14 protein-coding genes are annotated in these 14,764 nt (G+C 70.7%); 4 read left to right on the top strand and 10 right to left on the bottom strand.

Features of this window, described 5'->3' with window-relative positions; all coding sequences use genetic code 11:
* Positions 1-6: 6 nt before the first annotated feature.
* The 5 genes from recA to ASG73_RS17915 form a co-directional block, all read right to left on the bottom strand.
* The gene (gene recA, locus ASG73_RS09750) at positions 7-1,080 is read right to left on the bottom strand and encodes a recombinase RecA (protein ID WP_055994018.1); all 1,074 of its coding nucleotides are present in this window, start codon (positions 1,078-1,080) and stop codon (positions 7-9) included.
* A 248-nt stretch (positions 1,081-1,328) separates the two neighbouring features.
* Positions 1,329-2,117, bottom strand: coding sequence for an ABC transporter permease (locus ASG73_RS09745; RefSeq protein WP_055994016.1), 789 nt, complete (start codon positions 2,115-2,117; stop codon positions 1,329-1,331).
* The gene (locus ASG73_RS09740; RefSeq protein ID WP_055994014.1) at positions 2,114-2,929 is read right to left on the bottom strand and encodes an ABC transporter permease; all 816 of its coding nucleotides are present in this window, start codon (positions 2,927-2,929) and stop codon (positions 2,114-2,116) included. Before ASG73_RS09740 ends, ASG73_RS09745 begins: the two co-directional genes overlap by 4 nt.
* Positions 2,929-3,864 carry an ABC transporter ATP-binding protein gene (locus tag ASG73_RS09735; RefSeq protein WP_055994012.1) on the bottom strand — a complete coding sequence of 312 codons (936 nt, stop codon included), beginning with the start codon at positions 3,862-3,864 and terminating at the stop codon, positions 2,929-2,931. Before ASG73_RS09735 ends, ASG73_RS09740 begins: the two co-directional genes overlap by 1 nt.
* Entirely contained in the window at positions 3,861-4,115 is a 255-nt protein-coding gene (locus tag ASG73_RS17915; RefSeq protein ID WP_055994011.1) for a DUF3046 domain-containing protein, read from the bottom strand. The genes ASG73_RS09735 and ASG73_RS17915 overlap by 4 nt, the downstream gene beginning before the upstream one ends.
* Positions 4,116-4,190: 75 nt before the next feature.
* Between ASG73_RS17915 and ASG73_RS09725 the strand changes: the two genes are divergently transcribed.
* The 4 genes from ASG73_RS09725 (at position 4,191) to ASG73_RS09715 (ending at position 10,998) form a co-directional block, all read left to right on the top strand.
* Entirely contained in the window at positions 4,191-5,237 is a 1,047-nt protein-coding gene (locus tag ASG73_RS09725; protein ID WP_055994009.1) for an agmatine deiminase family protein, read from the top strand.
* A 15-nt stretch (positions 5,238-5,252) separates the two neighbouring features.
* Positions 5,253-5,417 carry a hypothetical protein gene (locus ASG73_RS17910; protein WP_156466233.1) on the top strand — a complete coding sequence of 55 codons (165 nt, stop codon included), beginning with the start codon at positions 5,253-5,255 and terminating at the stop codon, positions 5,415-5,417.
* A gap of 106 nt (positions 5,418-5,523) precedes the next feature.
* Positions 5,524-10,131, top strand: a complete 4,608-nt coding sequence (locus ASG73_RS09720; protein WP_055994007.1) for an ATP-dependent helicase — start codon at positions 5,524-5,526, stop codon at positions 10,129-10,131.
* A 3-nt stretch (positions 10,132-10,134) separates the two neighbouring features.
* Complete coding sequence (locus ASG73_RS09715; RefSeq protein ID WP_055994005.1) at positions 10,135-10,998, top strand: DNA-formamidopyrimidine glycosylase family protein; 864 nt, start codon at positions 10,135-10,137, stop codon at positions 10,996-10,998.
* Between the two features lie 106 nt (positions 10,999-11,104).
* Here the strand turns inward: ASG73_RS09715 and ASG73_RS09710 are convergent, their stop codons facing one another.
* The 5 genes from ASG73_RS09710 to ASG73_RS09690 all read right to left on the bottom strand — a co-directional run bounded on the left by ASG73_RS09710 (position 11,105) and on the right by ASG73_RS09690 (position 14,762).
* Positions 11,105-11,404 carry a helix-turn-helix domain-containing protein gene (locus ASG73_RS09710; RefSeq protein WP_055994577.1) on the bottom strand — a complete coding sequence of 100 codons (300 nt, stop codon included), beginning with the start codon at positions 11,402-11,404 and terminating at the stop codon, positions 11,105-11,107.
* An 81-nt stretch (positions 11,405-11,485) separates the two neighbouring features.
* On the bottom strand, positions 11,486-11,962 hold the full coding sequence (locus ASG73_RS09705) for a CinA family protein (protein WP_055994003.1): 477 nt from the start codon (positions 11,960-11,962) through the stop codon (positions 11,486-11,488).
* Complete coding sequence (gene pgsA / locus ASG73_RS09700; protein WP_055994573.1) at positions 11,952-12,578, bottom strand: CDP-diacylglycerol--glycerol-3-phosphate 3-phosphatidyltransferase; 627 nt, start codon at positions 12,576-12,578, stop codon at positions 11,952-11,954. Before pgsA ends, ASG73_RS09705 begins: the two co-directional genes overlap by 11 nt.
* A 20-nt stretch (positions 12,579-12,598) precedes the next feature.
* The gene (gene rimO / locus ASG73_RS09695; protein WP_055994001.1) at positions 12,599-14,005 is read right to left on the bottom strand and encodes a 30S ribosomal protein S12 methylthiotransferase RimO; all 1,407 of its coding nucleotides are present in this window, start codon (positions 14,003-14,005) and stop codon (positions 12,599-12,601) included.
* A 52-nt stretch (positions 14,006-14,057) separates the two neighbouring features.
* A complete protein-coding gene (locus ASG73_RS09690) occupies positions 14,058-14,762 on the bottom strand; it encodes an ion channel (RefSeq protein ID WP_055993999.1) in 705 nt (234 codons plus the stop codon).
* Positions 14,763-14,764: the final 2 nt, after the last annotated feature.

Below are 14,764 nucleotides of genomic sequence, written 5' to 3'. Positions count from 1 at the left end.
CGCGACTCAGAAGTCGACCGGGACCTCGGCCGGCTCGTCGGCCGACTCGTCGACCGGCTGGACACCGATGCCGAGCTTGGTCTTGATCTTGGCCTCGATCTCCTCGCCGAGCAGCGGGTTGTCCTTGAGGAACTTGCGGGCATTTTCCTTGCCCTGCCCCAGCTGGTCGCCCTCGTAGGTGTACCAGGCACCGGCCTTGCGCACGAAGCCGTGCTCGACGCCCATGTCGACGAGGCCACCCTCGCGGGAGATCCCCTCGCCGTAGATGATGTCGAACTCGGCCTGCTTGAAGGGCGGCGAGACCTTGTTCTTCACCACCTTGACGCGAGTGCGGTTGCCGACCGCGTCGGTACCGTCCTTGAGCGTCTCGATGCGACGGACGTCGAGACGGACCGAGGCGTAGAACTTCAACGCCTTACCGCCGGTCGTCGTCTCGGGCGAGCCGAACATGACGCCGATCTTCTCGCGGAGCTGGTTGATGAAGATCGCCGTGGTGCCCGAGGTGCTCAGCGCACCGGTGATCTTGCGCAGTGCCTGGCTCATCAGGCGGGCCTGCAGACCGACGTGGCTGTCACCCATCTCGCCCTCGATCTCGGCGCGGGGCACGAGCGCCGCGACGGAGTCGATGACGATGATGTCGAGCGCGCCGGAGCGGATGAGCATGTCGGCGATCTCGAGCGCCTGCTCACCGGTGTCCGGCTGGCTGACGAGGAGGGCATCGGTGTCGACGCCGAGCTTCTTGGCGTAGTCGGGGTCGAGCGCGTGCTCGGCGTCGATGAAGGCCGCGATACCGCCGCCGCGCTGTGCGCTCGCGACGGCGTGCAGGGCCACGGTCGTCTTGCCGGAGGACTCCGGACCGTAGATCTCGACGACCCGGCCGCGGGGTAGGCCGCCAATCCCGAGGGCCACGTCCAGGGCGATCGAGCCGGTCGGGATGACCGCGATGGGCGGACGGATGTCATCGCCGAGGCGCATGATCGCGCCCTTGCCGTGAGCCTTCTCGATCTGGCCCATGACATTGTCGAGGGACTTGAGCTTCTGATCCTGGAGCTTGCTGTTGATGGCGGTGACGTCAGCCATGCCACACCTTCCTCATTCGTCGTGTCGGGCGCGTCCACAGGCGACCAGATCTGCACAGTGGGACGTCTCGTGCTGTCTGGTCAGACGCTAGGAGCCACCACCGACAACGGTCCGCAACTGCCCTGGGGCTGTGGACACCGGTGCTGTCGGTCGAGCACCTGTGGACGACGCTACCCGAACACGTGTTCGATGGCGGGAGCGACGCGCCGACACGCCGCTGCGCCCCCGTCGCCACGCCACGTCCGTCCTCAGGACCGCAGCAGCGTCTCGATCCGCCGGGACGTCGCCCAGATCCCGACGACGCCCAGCACGAGGAGATAGCCGACGTGCCACAGCAGGCCCCAGCCGACCTCACCGAGCATCAGCCCGCGCTCCAGCGCGACCCCGTGGTAGAGCGGCGTCGCCTGAACGATCGGCTGGGCCCACCCCGGGTAGGTGGCCAGGGGGAAGAAGGTCGCCGACAGCAGGAAGAGCGGCTGGATGACGAGCATGATCCAGTCGAAGTCGACCCACGAACGCATGAAGGTCGTCGCGAACATCCCGACCGCGGAGAAGGCCAGACCGATGAAGACCGCCGCGGGTACCGCGAGCAGTGACCACCACGACTCGACGACACCGACCGCGAGCGCGACGAGGTAGAAGACGAGCCCGTAGACCCCGCCACGGATCAGCGACCAGACGACTTCGCCGACCGCGATGTCCCGTGGGCGCAGCGGCGTGGCGAGCATGGCGTCATAGATGCGCGCGTACTTCAGCTTGAAGAAGACGTTGAAGGTCGAGTCCATGACCGCGCCGTTCATCGCGGAGCTGGCGAGCATGGCCGGGGCGACGAAGGCCGCGTAGGTGACCTTCGAGCCCCCGTCCGTCATGACGAAGGGGACGAGCGACCCCACGCCGATGCCGAGCGAGAAGAGGTAGAAGACCGGCTCCGCGAAGCCCGTGACGAAGGCTGCCCACTGCCGCCGGAAGCTCACGACATTGCGCTCCACGACCGAGCGCCACATCGCCAGACCGGGGGTGAGGACACCGGCGCTCATGAGATCAGCCGCTGAGTCAGGCCGGTCCGGGCGTAGACCCAGCCCACGGCGATGAAGGCCAGCAGGACCACCAGGTGCACGAGGTCGAAGGGAGCGAAGCTCCCGTGGGCCAAGGAGCGCACCAGCTCGACGCCGTGCCACAACGGCGTCACCCAGGCGAGCGCCTCCAGGACGAGGGGCAGGCGGTCGACGGGGAAGAAGACCCCGGAGAAGAGCATGAGGGGCGTGATGACGAGGCGGTAGACGACGTTGAAGGAGGAGTCCCCCTTCGCCCGCGCCGTGAACCCGAAGAGCGGTGCGGCGAAGGCGAGCGTCACGAGGACCCCGACCGGGACCGCGAGCAGGACCCACCAGGAGGTGAAGCTGCCGAAGAGGGCCGCGACGAGCACGAAGGCCGCAGCGGCGAGCCCACCCTGCGCCGCGATGACCCCGAGGTGGCCGAGGAGGATGTCGCTGACGGTCAGGGGCGTCGCGAGCATCGAGTGGTACATGCGGTTCCACGTGAAGAGGCCGTACACCGGGTAGGTCGACTCGCTGACCGCACTCAACATCGCCTGCACCGCGACCATCCCGGGGGCGACGAAGAGCAGGTACGGCACGCCGTCCACTCCCCCGGAGGCGCCGTCGACGAGCGAGCCCAGGCCGAGCCCCATGGCCAGGAGGAAGAGCAGTGGGGAGACGAAGCGGCTGAAGAGCGAGCCCTGCCAGGTGCGTCTGTAGACGACGAGGAAGTAGCCCGCGACGGCCCGCACGCGCTCCGCGGGACGAAGGGGGGTCCGCTCGCCGTGGACGTGGCGGGAGACGACGGTCATCAGTCGACCAGCGTGCGCCCGGTCAGGCGCAGGAAGACGTCCTCGAGGGTCGAGCGACGCACGATCGAGCTGATCGGCTGCAGACCGCGCCCGTGGACGGCCTCGAGCGCGCCGTCGCCGTGGTCGGTGTAGACGAGCAGGCGGTCGGGCAGCGCCTCGACATAGCTGCCGATGCCCTCGACCAGGTGGACGACGTCCGAGTGGTCCACGTGCTCGTCCAGCGGGAGCCTCAGCTCGAGCACCTCACGGGTGGAGTGCGACTCGATGAGCGAGCGCGGCGATCCCTCCGCGACGATCCGGCCGTGGTCCATGACCACGAGCCGGTCGCACAGCTGCTCGGCCTCGTCCATGTAGTGCGTGGTGATGATGAGCGTGACGCCCTGCCGCTTGAGACGGAAGAGGCGGTCCCACAGCACGTGCCGGGCCTGCGGGTCCAGCCCGGTCGTCGGCTCGTCGAGGAGCAGGATCTCGGGGTTGTTGATCAGCGAGCGGGCGATCGTCAGGCGCCGCTTCATCCCGCCGGACAGCGGCTCGACCTTGTCCTTGCGGCGCTCGGTCAGCTGCGCGAAGTCGAGCAGCTCGTCGGTGCGCTCGCGGATCACCTTGCGCGGCAGGCCGAAGTAGCGCCCGTAGACCTGCAGGTTCTCCTCGACGGTGATCTCCTCGTCGAGGTTGTCCTGCTGGGGGCAGTTGCCCAGGCGGGCACGCACGGCGGCGCCGTCGGTCACCGGGTCCAGTCCGAAGATGCGCAGCTCACCACCGCTCGGAGGGGAGGTCGCGGCGACCATCTTCATCGTCGAGGACTTGCCGGCGCCGTTGGGCCCGAGGAAGCCGAAGGACTCCCCCTGCCGCACCTCCACGTCGATGCCGTCGACGGCGGTGAAGTCGCCGAAGGTCTTGGTCAGGCCGCGGGCGCTCAGCAGGACGTCGCTCACCCCGGCCCCTCGTCGGCGATCATGGCCGGGACCTCCACGGGTGGCCGGTCGAGGCCCAGGCGCCGGTGCTCCGGGATGCCGAGGTCCTCGCAGAGGCTCTCCCACACCAGGCGCGGGGGCTCCCCTTCGTCCAGCGCGACGGTCACGGTGCGGTTGCCGAGGGCCTGGACCACGTGCCCGCGAGCGAGCGTCTGGGCATAGCTCTCCCCGAACTCGTCCTCCATGAGGGTCCAGAACCGACTGACTCGCACGCCCTGAAGTGTAGGTGCCGCACAACCCGGCGAGGGACGGCATACTGCAGCCACGACGACCTAGGAGGGCGCCCGATGGGCCTGACGACCCAGTGGCGGATGCCCGCCGAGTGGGCCGACCACGAGCGCACGTGGATGGCGTGGCCGAGCAACGGCTACACGCTCGGCGAGACCCCCGCCGATGCCGAGATCGCGCGACGCACCTGGACGGATGTGGCGCGCGCCGTCGCGCGCTTCGAGCCGGTGACGATCGTCGTGCCCCCCAACGACATCCACCTGTGCCGCGAGTACATCCGCAACGACACGCGCCACCCGATCGACATCGTCATCGCCGACCTCGACGACGCGTGGATGCGCGACATCGGACCGACCTTCGTCCTCGCCCCCGACGGCGAGCTGGGTGGGGTCGACTGGATCTTCAACGGCTGGGGCGGGCAGGCCTGGGCCACCTGGGGGTTCGACGCACGGATCGCCTCGCAGGTGGCCGACGCGGCGGGCGCCCACCACATCCCGTCGTCCATCGTGGGCGAAGGGGGCGGCCTGCACGTCGACGGGGAGGGCACCGTCCTGCTCACCGAGACGGTCCAGCTCGACCCGGGGCGCAACCCCGGGGCGACGAAGGGGGACATCGAGGCGGAGATGGGACGGCTCCTGGGTGTCGACACCTTCATCTGGCTGCCGCGTGGCCTCACCCGTGACTACGACGAGTTCGGGACACGCGGACACGTCGACATCGTCGCGACCTTCACCGAGCCCGGCCACGTGCTGCTGCACTGGCAGGAGGACGAGTCGCACCCCGACCACGCGGTCAGCCGGGAGATCGAGGCCGTCCTGCTCGCCTCGGTCGACTCCGCCGGGCGTCCGCTGACGGTGACCCGCATCCCCGCGCCGCAGACCCTGACCGACGACCAGGGACCGGTCGACTGGTCCTATGTCAACCACCTCGTGTGCAACGGCGGCGTCGTCGCGTGCGTCTTCGACGACCCTCACGACGAGCGGGCGCTCGAGGTGCTGCGGGAGGTCTACCCCGGCCGCGAGGTCGTCGGTGTCGACGCCCGTCCCCTCTTCGACCGCGGTGGGGGGATCCACTGCATCACCCAGCAGCAACCGGAGTCCATGTGAAGTCCCTCGTCGTCGATGCCCCCTCCGGCCATCGCGACCACGATCGCCGACGTCCAGAACACCCAACGCCGCCACACCAACCGCTTCACCGAGCTCACCGAGGACGTCGGGGCACTGGACGGGCGCATGTCCGGGTCGACTCCCTCGCGAGCCAGATCGCCCAGGTGCTGGACCTCCTGAAACGCTGACCCGGAGCCTCGGCCTCGAGGCTCGCCGCGGAGCAGACGCACATCTCAGCCAGTGTCAGGGCGTGGTTGTCGGGGGTCGGTGGCAGGCTGGGGATGCCATGACAGACGTCCTCGACAGCTTCTCCCCCGCGACCGCGACGTGGTTCCGCGACAGCTTCGCCGCGCCCACCCCCGCGCAGGTGGGGGCATGGAGTGCGATCAACGCAGGCAGTCATGCGCTGGTCGTCGCGCCGACCGGCTCGGGCAAGACCTTGTCCGCCTTCCTCTCCGCCCTCGACCGGCTCTCCTCGGCCCCTCGACCCGAGGACCCCAAGGCGCGCTGCCGCGTCCTCTACATCTCCCCGCTCAAGGCGCTGGCCGTCGACGTCGAGCGCAACCTGCGGGCCCCACTCGTCGGCATCGGCCACGCCGCGGACCGGCTGGGGCTACCGGCGCCGCAGGTCTCGGTCTCCGTGCGCTCGGGCGACACCCCGGCCAACGAGCGCCGAGCCTTCGCCAAGACCCCGACCGATGTGCTCATCACCACGCCGGAGTCGCTCTTCCTCATGCTCACCTCGGGGGTGCGCGATGCCCTGCGCGGGGTCGACACCATCATCATCGACGAGATCCACGCCCTCGCCGGCACCAAGCGCGGCGCCCACCTGGCGCTGTCCCTCGAGCGTCTTGATGCCTTGCTCGACTCCCCCGCCCAACGCATCGGGCTGTCGGCCACGGTCCGCCCGGTCGACGAGGTCGCACGATTCCTCGCCGGCGGCCGGCCCGTCGAGATCGTCCAGCCCACCTCCACCAAGCAGTGGCAGCTCGACGTGATCGTCCCTGTCGCCGACCTCACCGACCTCGGCGAACCCACCGGTGACCTCTCGGGCGCCGCGGCGGGTGAGGAGCGCCGCGCCTCCATCTGGCCGCACGTCGAGGAGCGGGTCGTCGACCTCGTCGAGCAGCACCGGTCGACTCTCGTCTTCGTCAACTCCCGTCGCCTGGGCGAGCGGCTCACCGGCCGGCTCAACGAGATCCACGCCGAGCGTGTCGCTCCGCCCGAGGACCTGTGGGCCACCGAGCCCGCCGGCACGACCCGGCCGCCGGCCGAGGTCATGGCCCAGTCCGGGGCTGCCGCCGGGGCCCCACCCGTCCTTGCCCGGGCCCACCACGGATCCGTGAGCAAGGAGCAGCGCGCGCTCATCGAGGAGGACCTCAAGGCCGGGCGCCTGCCCTGTGTCGTGGCGACGTCAAGCCTGGAGCTCGGCATCGACATGGGCGCGATCGACCTCGTCATCCAGATCGAGTCGCCGCCCTCGGTCGCGTCCGGCCTGCAGCGTGTCGGCCGCGCCGGGCACCAGGTCGGCGCCGTGAGCCACGGCGTCGTGCTGCCCAAGTTCCGCGGCGACCTCGTGCAGTCGGCCGTCGTCGTCGAGCGCATGCGCGCCGGCGAGATCGAGGCCATGCACGTCCCGGCCAACCCGCTCGACGTCCTCGCCCAGCAGGTCGTCGCGATGTGCGCCCTCGACGACTGGCAGGTCGACGAGGTGGAGGCGCTCGTGCGGCGAGCGGCCCCCTTCGCCTCGCTCCCGCAGACGCTCCTGCACGCCACCCTCGACATGCTCGCGGGGCGCTACCCGTCAGAGGACTTCGCGGAGCTGCGGCCACGCATCACGTGGGACCGGGTCGCAGGCACGATCGTCGGCCGCCGCGGGGCCCAACGACTCGCGGTGACGAGCGGTGGCACCATCCCCGACCGCGGGCTCTACGGCGTCTTCCTCGCCTCCGGTGACGGGCCCGGACGACGGGTCGGCGAGCTCGACGAGGAGATGGTCTACGAGTCCCGCGTCGGTGACGTCTTCACCCTGGGGACGAGCAGCTGGCGCATCGAGGACATCACCCACGACCAGGTCCTCGTCACGCCCGCGCCCGGGCAGCCCGGCAGGCTGCCCTTCTGGCACGGCGACCAGCTGGGTCGACCGGCTGAGCTGGGCGCCGCGGTCGGCGCCTTCGTCCGTGAGGTCGGCGCACTGCCGGCGAAGGGGGCCAACGCGCGCCTCGAGCAGGCCGGCTTGGACGAATGGGCCCGCGACAACCTCCTCGCGTACCTCGAGGAGCAGCGCACCGCCACCGGTCACCTGCCCGATGACCGCACGATCGTGGTCGAACGCTTCCGCGACGAGATCGGTGACTGGCGGGTCGCGTTGCACTCCCCCTTCGGCGCGCAGGTCCATGCGCCGTGGGCGCTGGCCATCGCCGGCCGCATGCGCGAGCACTTCGGCATCGACGTGCAGGCGATGCACGGCGACGACGGGATCGTCCTGCGGCTGCCTGATCTCGAGGTGGACTCCAGCGGCTTCGCCGAGGTCCTCGACCTGATCACCCTCGACCCGGCCGACGTCGAGCGTGCCGTCACCGAGGAGATCGGCGGGTCGGCGCTCTTTGCCGCCCGCTTCCGTGAGTGCGCAGCGCGCGCCCTGCTGCTCCCGCGGCGGCGCCCCGATCGGCGCCAGCCGCTGTGGCAGCAGCGCCAACGCTCGGCCGCGCTCCTCCAGGTGGCGAGCGGCCACTCCGACTTCCCGATCGTGCTGGAGGCCGTGCGCGAGTGCCTGCAGGACGTCTTCGACGTCCCGGCCCTCACCCAGCTCATGACGCACATCGCGGGACGTCGGGTCACACTCGTCGATGTCGAGAGCCAGCGACCCTCTCCCTTCGCCGCGTCGTTGATGTTTGGTTACGTCGCACAGTTCCTCTACGAAGGTGACTCACCGCTCGCCGAGCGTCGAGCCGCAGCGCTGACCCTCGACCCGAGCCTGCTCGCCGACCTGCTCGGTCGAGGAGAGCAGCTGGCCCTCGCCGACCTGCTCGACCCTGCAGCCGTGGAGCGCACCGGTGCCGAGCTGCAGTGCCTGACCCCGGAGCGCGCGGCCCGCGACGGCGAGGACCTGCTCGACCTGCTGCGGGTCCTCGGTCCGCTGTCGGTGGCGGCGCTCGATGCACGCAGCCGGCTCGACACCGAGGGCATCCGGAGCGCGCTCACCGACCTCGAGGCGAGCCGGCAGGTCATCCCCGTACGAGTCGCAGGTGAGGACCGCTGGGCGAGCATCGAGGACGGTGCCCGCCTGCGCGACGCGCTCGGCGTGAGCCTGCCGCAGGGGCTCGCCGACTCGATGCTCCAGCCGACGGGTGACCCGCTCGGCGAGCTCGTCACGCGCTATGCCCGCACCCACGTCCCCTTCGCCGCCACCGACCTGGCCGCGCACTACGGCATCGGTCGTGCCGTCGCGACCGATGCCCTGCGCCGCCTCGTGCAGACAGGGCGTCTCGTCGAGGGTGACCTGCTCCCCGTGGAGTGCGGCGGGCGGGGCGGTGAGTTCTGCGACGCCGAGGTGCTGCGCGTGCTGCGACGACGCTCCCTCGCCGCGCTCCGGCACGAGGTCGAGCCGGTCGAGCCGCGACAGTACGCCCGCTTCCTACCGGCCTGGCAGGGGGTCGGGACCCGGATGCGCGGACGCGACGGCGTGCTGCGGGTCGTCGAGCAGCTCAGTGGTGTGCGGGTCCCTGCCAGCGCGCTCGAGTCACTCGTCCTGCCGGCGCGTGTCGACGACGTCGTCGGACCGCTCCTGGATGACCTCATGGCGACCGGCCAGGTGCTGTGGGCCGGGCACGGCAGCCTGCCGGGCGACGACGCGTGGGTCAGCCTGCACCTCGCCGACGGAGCCGAGACGACGCTGCCGGCTGCCGACACCACGGACCTCAGCGAGACGGAGTCACGGGTACACGCTGCCCTCTCGGGCGGGGGCGCCTACTTCTTCCGCGACCTGTCCGACGCCCTCGCCCGAGATCGGGTCGAGGGCGAGGACCCCCTCGATGACGACGTCCTCGCCGACACCCTGTGGTCCCTGGCCCACCGGGGCCTCGTCACCGGAGACACGCTCGCACCCGTGCGCGGGCTGCTCGCCGGCGGGCGCACCGCGCACAAGCCGCAGCGACGACCTGCACCCCGCAGTCGCTACGGCGGTCGCCCCCGGCTCGGCCGTGCCACCCTGCCGCAGCGCAGCGGGCCCCCGCGCGTTGCCGGTCGGTGGTCTGCGCTCCCTGCGGCCGAGACCGATCCGACCTTGCGCCTCCACGCCACGGCCGAGGGTCTGCTCGACCGTCACGGCGTCGTGACGCGCGGGGCCGTGGTCGCCGAGGAGGTCCAGGGCGGGTTCGCTGCCGTCCACCGGGTGCTCGGAGCCGCAGAAGAAGCCGGGCAGGTGCGACGCGGTTACTTCATCGAAGGCCTGGGCGCCTCGCAGTTCGCCGTGCCCGGCGCCGTCGACGAGGTGCGCTCCTCCCGCGCGCCCGAGGGCGCAGTGGTGCTTGCAGCCACCGACCCGGCCAACCCCTGGGGCGCCGCGCTGCGCTGGCCCGAGCGGGACTCGGGGCACCAGCCCGGTCGCAAGGCCGGCGCGCTCGTCATCGCCGTCGACGGGCAGCTCGTCCTCTATGTCGAGCGAGGTGGACGCACGCTGCTCTCGTGGGAGAGCGACGAGGACTCCTTGGCCCTGGCCACGCGTGGTCTCGCCGATGCGGTCCACCGAGGCGCGCTCGGGCGTCTGACGGTGCAACGCGCCGACGGGGCCCCCGTACTCGGGTCTGCCGACCCGCTCGCCCAGGCTCTGACGGACGCTGGTTTCACGATGACACCACGAGGCCTGCGGCTGCGCCCCGGCGGACGGGGCTGACCCGTGCCCGAGGGCGACACCGTCTGGCGCACCGCGCAGCGCCTGCATGCGGCCTTGGCCGGACGGTCCGCGATCCTCGCGGACATCCGGTGGGGCGAGGTCGGTGAGGCACCCCTGCGGGGTGCGAATGTCGACGAGGTGGTGCCGAGAGGCAAGCACCTGCTCCACCGCTTCGACTCCGGGTGGACGCTGCACACGCACCTGCGCATGGAGGGGTCGTGGCGGATCGAGGCGGCAGGGTCCGATGCCGCCGCACGCGCGCTGCGGCGACCCGACCTGCGGGCTGCGGTCGGCAACGACGAGTGGACCACTCTCGGGTTGCGCCTGGGCGAGCTCGACCTCGTGCGCCGCGGAGACGAGCACCTACTCGTCGGGCATCTCGGGCCTGACGTCCTGGGCGCCGACTGGGACCCAGATCTCGTGGCCCGGCGCATCCTCGACTCGAGCGCTGGCACATCGATCGCTGCGGCGCTCCTCGATCAGCGGGTCCTGGCCGGGGTCGGCACCTTCTGGGCGAGCGAAGTGCTCTTCGCCCAGCGGTTGCATCCGTGGCACGAGGCCGCCGGCCTGTCGCCCGATCAGGTCGAAGCGCTCGTCACCCGGGTCCACGAGCTCATGCTGCGCGGGCGGGAGCACGCGATCCAGTCCTCGACGGGCATCCTGCGCGCTGATGCCCGCTCATGGGTGCACGGACGCTCCGGACGCGCCTGCCGCCGCTGCGGGGAGACCGTGCGGGTGGCGCCGCTGGGACGACAGGGGCCGGACCGGGTCTTCTTCTCCTGCCCGGGATGCCAGGGCGGACTCGCCCCCACCGACGACGGGCGTCCTCAGGCCCCGCTCGGAGCACGCCGACGCGCACGACCTTGAGGAGATGCCCCATGCCTGCGCACGACCTCAAGGAGATGCGGTGCTGTGGATGCGGGGGTGGCGGGACGTGGGTGTGACGTCAGGTGGGGAAGGGTCGCGCGACAACTCAGGCGGCGGAGACGACGTCCTCGGCCCGGGTGGCCACGGGCAGGGTGACAGGGGCGCTGGCGCGCTCCACCCGACGGGCCCGGTGGGCGACCTCGGTGAAGACGATCGACAGCGGCATCTCGAGGGCCGTGCAGATCGAGGCGAGCAGCTCGGAGCTGGCCTCTTTTTCGCCGCGCTCGATCTCACTCAGATAGCCCAGAGAGACCGATGCCTTGGCGGAGATGTCGCGCAGGGTGCGTCCCTGGCCACGGCGCGCGTCGCGCAGCACGTCTCCGAGCTCCTCGCGTAGCAACACCATCAGGTCCACCTCCTTGCCTCGTCGTCTGGCACCACGGTACAACGCTCCACCGTCACCCGTCAGGAGGAGTCCCGCAAAGAGTCAGGATGCGGCGCTGACTGCCTCGTGGCCGAGGCCGAGCGCCGCAGCGACGGCATCCGCACGCACGGTGGCGCGTCCTCCGGTCAACGTCAGCCGACGAGTCACGATTCCTGCCGGAGTTGCGCAGGCCAGCCACACGGTTCCTGCGGGATGCCCCTCGCTGGGACCGGGCCCGGCCACGCCGGTCGTCGCGATGGCGACGTCCACGCCGAGCCGACGCTGTGCTCCCTTCGCCATCTGGGTGACGACCTGCTCGTCGACGGTGCCGACCCGGTCGACGAGGTCATGGTCGACACCGAGGAGCGAGATCTTGACCGCGGGGTCGTAGGCGACCACCGAGCCGGAGAAGACCCGCGAGGCGCCGGGCACCGCGACGATCGTCGCGGCGACCAGGCCACCGGTGAGGGACTCCGCGGTCCCGAGCGTCCACCCCCGCTCGGCGAGGAGGGCGAGCAGGTCTGCGGCGTCAGCGCTCACGCGCGGCCTTGCGCTCCCGCTTCAGCCGGGCGCGGTCACTCGTCGAGCGCAAGGTCATCGCCTTCATGATGTAGTCGACCGCCGTGCCGATCGTGACCACGAGGGCAGCGATCAGGATGACCCAGGCCAGCCCGCGCCAGAGCCACTCGAGCGGCAGCGTGCTCAGCGGGATGACGAAGAGGCCGATCGCGAAGGCCTGGAGGAAGGTCTTGATCTTGCCGCCGCGGCTGGCGGGCATCACTCCGTGGCGGATGACCCAGAAGCGCATGGCCGTGATCCCGAGCTCACGGGCGATGATGACGATCGTGATCCACCACGGGATCTCGCCGATCATCGACAGCGTGATGAAGCCGGCGCCGGTGAGCGTCTTGTCGGCGATGGGGTCGGCGACCTTGCCGAAGGTCGTGACCAACCCCTTGGCCCGCGCGAGGTCACCGTCGATGCGGTCGGTGATGATCGCGATCGCGAAGACGCCCCACGCCCACCACCGGGTCCCGGTGTCCTCGCCGCCGTCGCTCAGCACGAGCCACACGAAGACGGGGACGAGGAGGATGCGCCCCACGGTGAGGGCATTGGGCAGGTTCCACGGACTCGGCTCGGGGGCCGGGGGGGACATGCTGCCCGTGCCCTCGGTGCTCACGGACGGACCCTCGCGAGGAGGTCGATGCCTTCGGTGCCGACCACCTCCGCGGTGACGACCGCACCGACCTCGACGGCGTCGAGGTCACCGGTGAGCAGGGTGACGCCATCGACGTCGGGGCCCTGGTGCGCGGCCCGGCCGCTCATCTCACCGGTCTCCTCGTCGATCTCCTCGACGAGGACCTGCAGGACCTCACCGACGCGCTCCTCGGCGCGCTGGGCGGTCAGCTCCTCGACGAGGTCCCTGATGCGCTCCACGCGCGCCGCGATGATCTCGGCGTCGACCTTGTCATCGAGCCGCTCACCCTCGGTGCCGTCCTCGTCCGAGTAGCCGAAGACCCCGACGACGTCGAGACGAGCCGCGATGAGGAAGCGCTCGAGCTCGGCGACGTCCTCCTCGGTCTCCCCGGGGAAGCCGAGGATGACATTGGAGCGGATGCCGGCCTCCGGCTGGCGCTCCCGGATGCCCTCGATGAGGCCCAGGAATGACTCTGTGTCGCCGAATCGACGCATGCGGCGCAGCAGCGGCCCCGACGCGTGCTGGAAGGAGATGTCGTACCAGGGGACGACGCCCGGGATGCTCGCCATGGCCCGCAGCAGGCCGGGGCGGATCTCGGCGGGCTGCAGGTAGGACACCCGTACCCGCTCGATCCCCTCGATGGCCACGAGCTCGGGCAGGAGAGCCTCCATCAGGTCGAGGTCCCCGAGGTCCTTGCCGTAGGACGTCGAGTTCTCGCTGACGAGGAAGAGCTCGCGCACACCCTGGGTGGCGAGCCACCTCCCTTCGGCCACGACATCGCTCGGGCGACGAGAGACGAAGGCACCGCGGAAGGTCGGGATGGCGCAGAAGGAGCAGCGGCGGTCGCAGCCCGAGGCGATCTTGAGCGGGGCCCACGGACGGTCGTCGAGGCGGGCACGGGGCAGGTCACCACCGGTGTTGTGACCGGGAAGGGCGACATCGCTGGCATCGCGGTCGACCGGGGAGATGGGCAGCAGCTTGCGACGGTCGCCCGGCGTGTGGGCCTCTGGCGCGTGCCCGTCGAGGACGGCACGCAGGTGGGTGGACATGTCGGCGTAGGAGTCGAAGCCGAGCACGGCGTCGGCCTCGGGCAGCTCGTCGGCCAGCTCCTTGCCGTAGCGCTCCGCGAGACAGCCGACGGCCACGACCTTCTGCGTCTTGCCGTGCTCGCGCAGATCATTGGCCTCGAGGATCGCGTCGATCGAGTCCTTCTTGGCCTGCTCGATGAATCCACAGGTGTTGACGACGGCGACATCGGCCTGCGCCGCATCATCGACGAGGGTCCAGCCCTCGGCGGACAGCCGACCGGCGAGCTCCTCGGAGTCCACGTCGTTACGGGTACAGCCCAGGGTGACGAGGGCGACGCTACGGGAGGGGACGGACATGCCCCCCACTCTAGGCGGCCGCCGGGCCTGCGTCGGCCACCGGCGAGCCCGGTCAGTTGCGCGAACGCATCACGGCCATGGCCACGAGACGGGAGATGACCATGGCGACGTAGAGCGCCCCACCGAGCTGCTCGAGGATCACCGCGGCGCGCGCCTGCGGCTCGACCGCCGCGATGTCGGACAGCCCGACGCCGGCCAGGTTGGCCGCGGAGAAGGACAGCAGCTCCAGGAAGCTGCGATGCTCCCCGGGCGCGAACCCGACGAAGGAACCGGGCGCCAGGGTCTGGATCGCGCCGTAGAGGTAGGCGAAGGCGAAGAGGAGGACGGTGAAGGCCGCGCCGACGGCGAACATCTCGTCCTTGGTCACCCACGAGTCGGCGAACATGTAGGCCACGAGCCCGTAGGCGACGTACATGTAGAAGATGGCCAGCAGGAAGTAGGCGAGGAAGGCCACCGCGACATTGCTCTCGTCGATCACCGACCACACCTCGAAGATGAAGGCGGGCAGCCCGATGAGCAGCGCCAACCAGGTCAGTCCCGGGGTGGAGCGCACGACCCAGATCCCGAAGGTCACGGCGACGAGGGACAGGCTGGTGATGACCGCCCGACCCCAGTACTCCGACTCCACCCACGGGAGCAGCAAGATCGCCAGGAGCTGGATGCTCACCAGGATCGCCGACGGCTGCTTGCGGATCACTGCGGCCCAGTAGCGGGTTCCTGTCGGGCGGCTGTCTAGCTCGTACCAGGCCTTCGTCATGG

The sequence above is a fragment of the Janibacter sp. Soil728 genome, from assembly GCF_001428305.1.
Taxonomy (GTDB): domain Bacteria; phylum Actinomycetota; class Actinomycetes; order Actinomycetales; family Dermatophilaceae; genus Janibacter.
The sequence above is the reverse complement of the archived record's forward strand: the minus strand, read 5'-3'. Positions and strand labels throughout refer to the sequence as shown.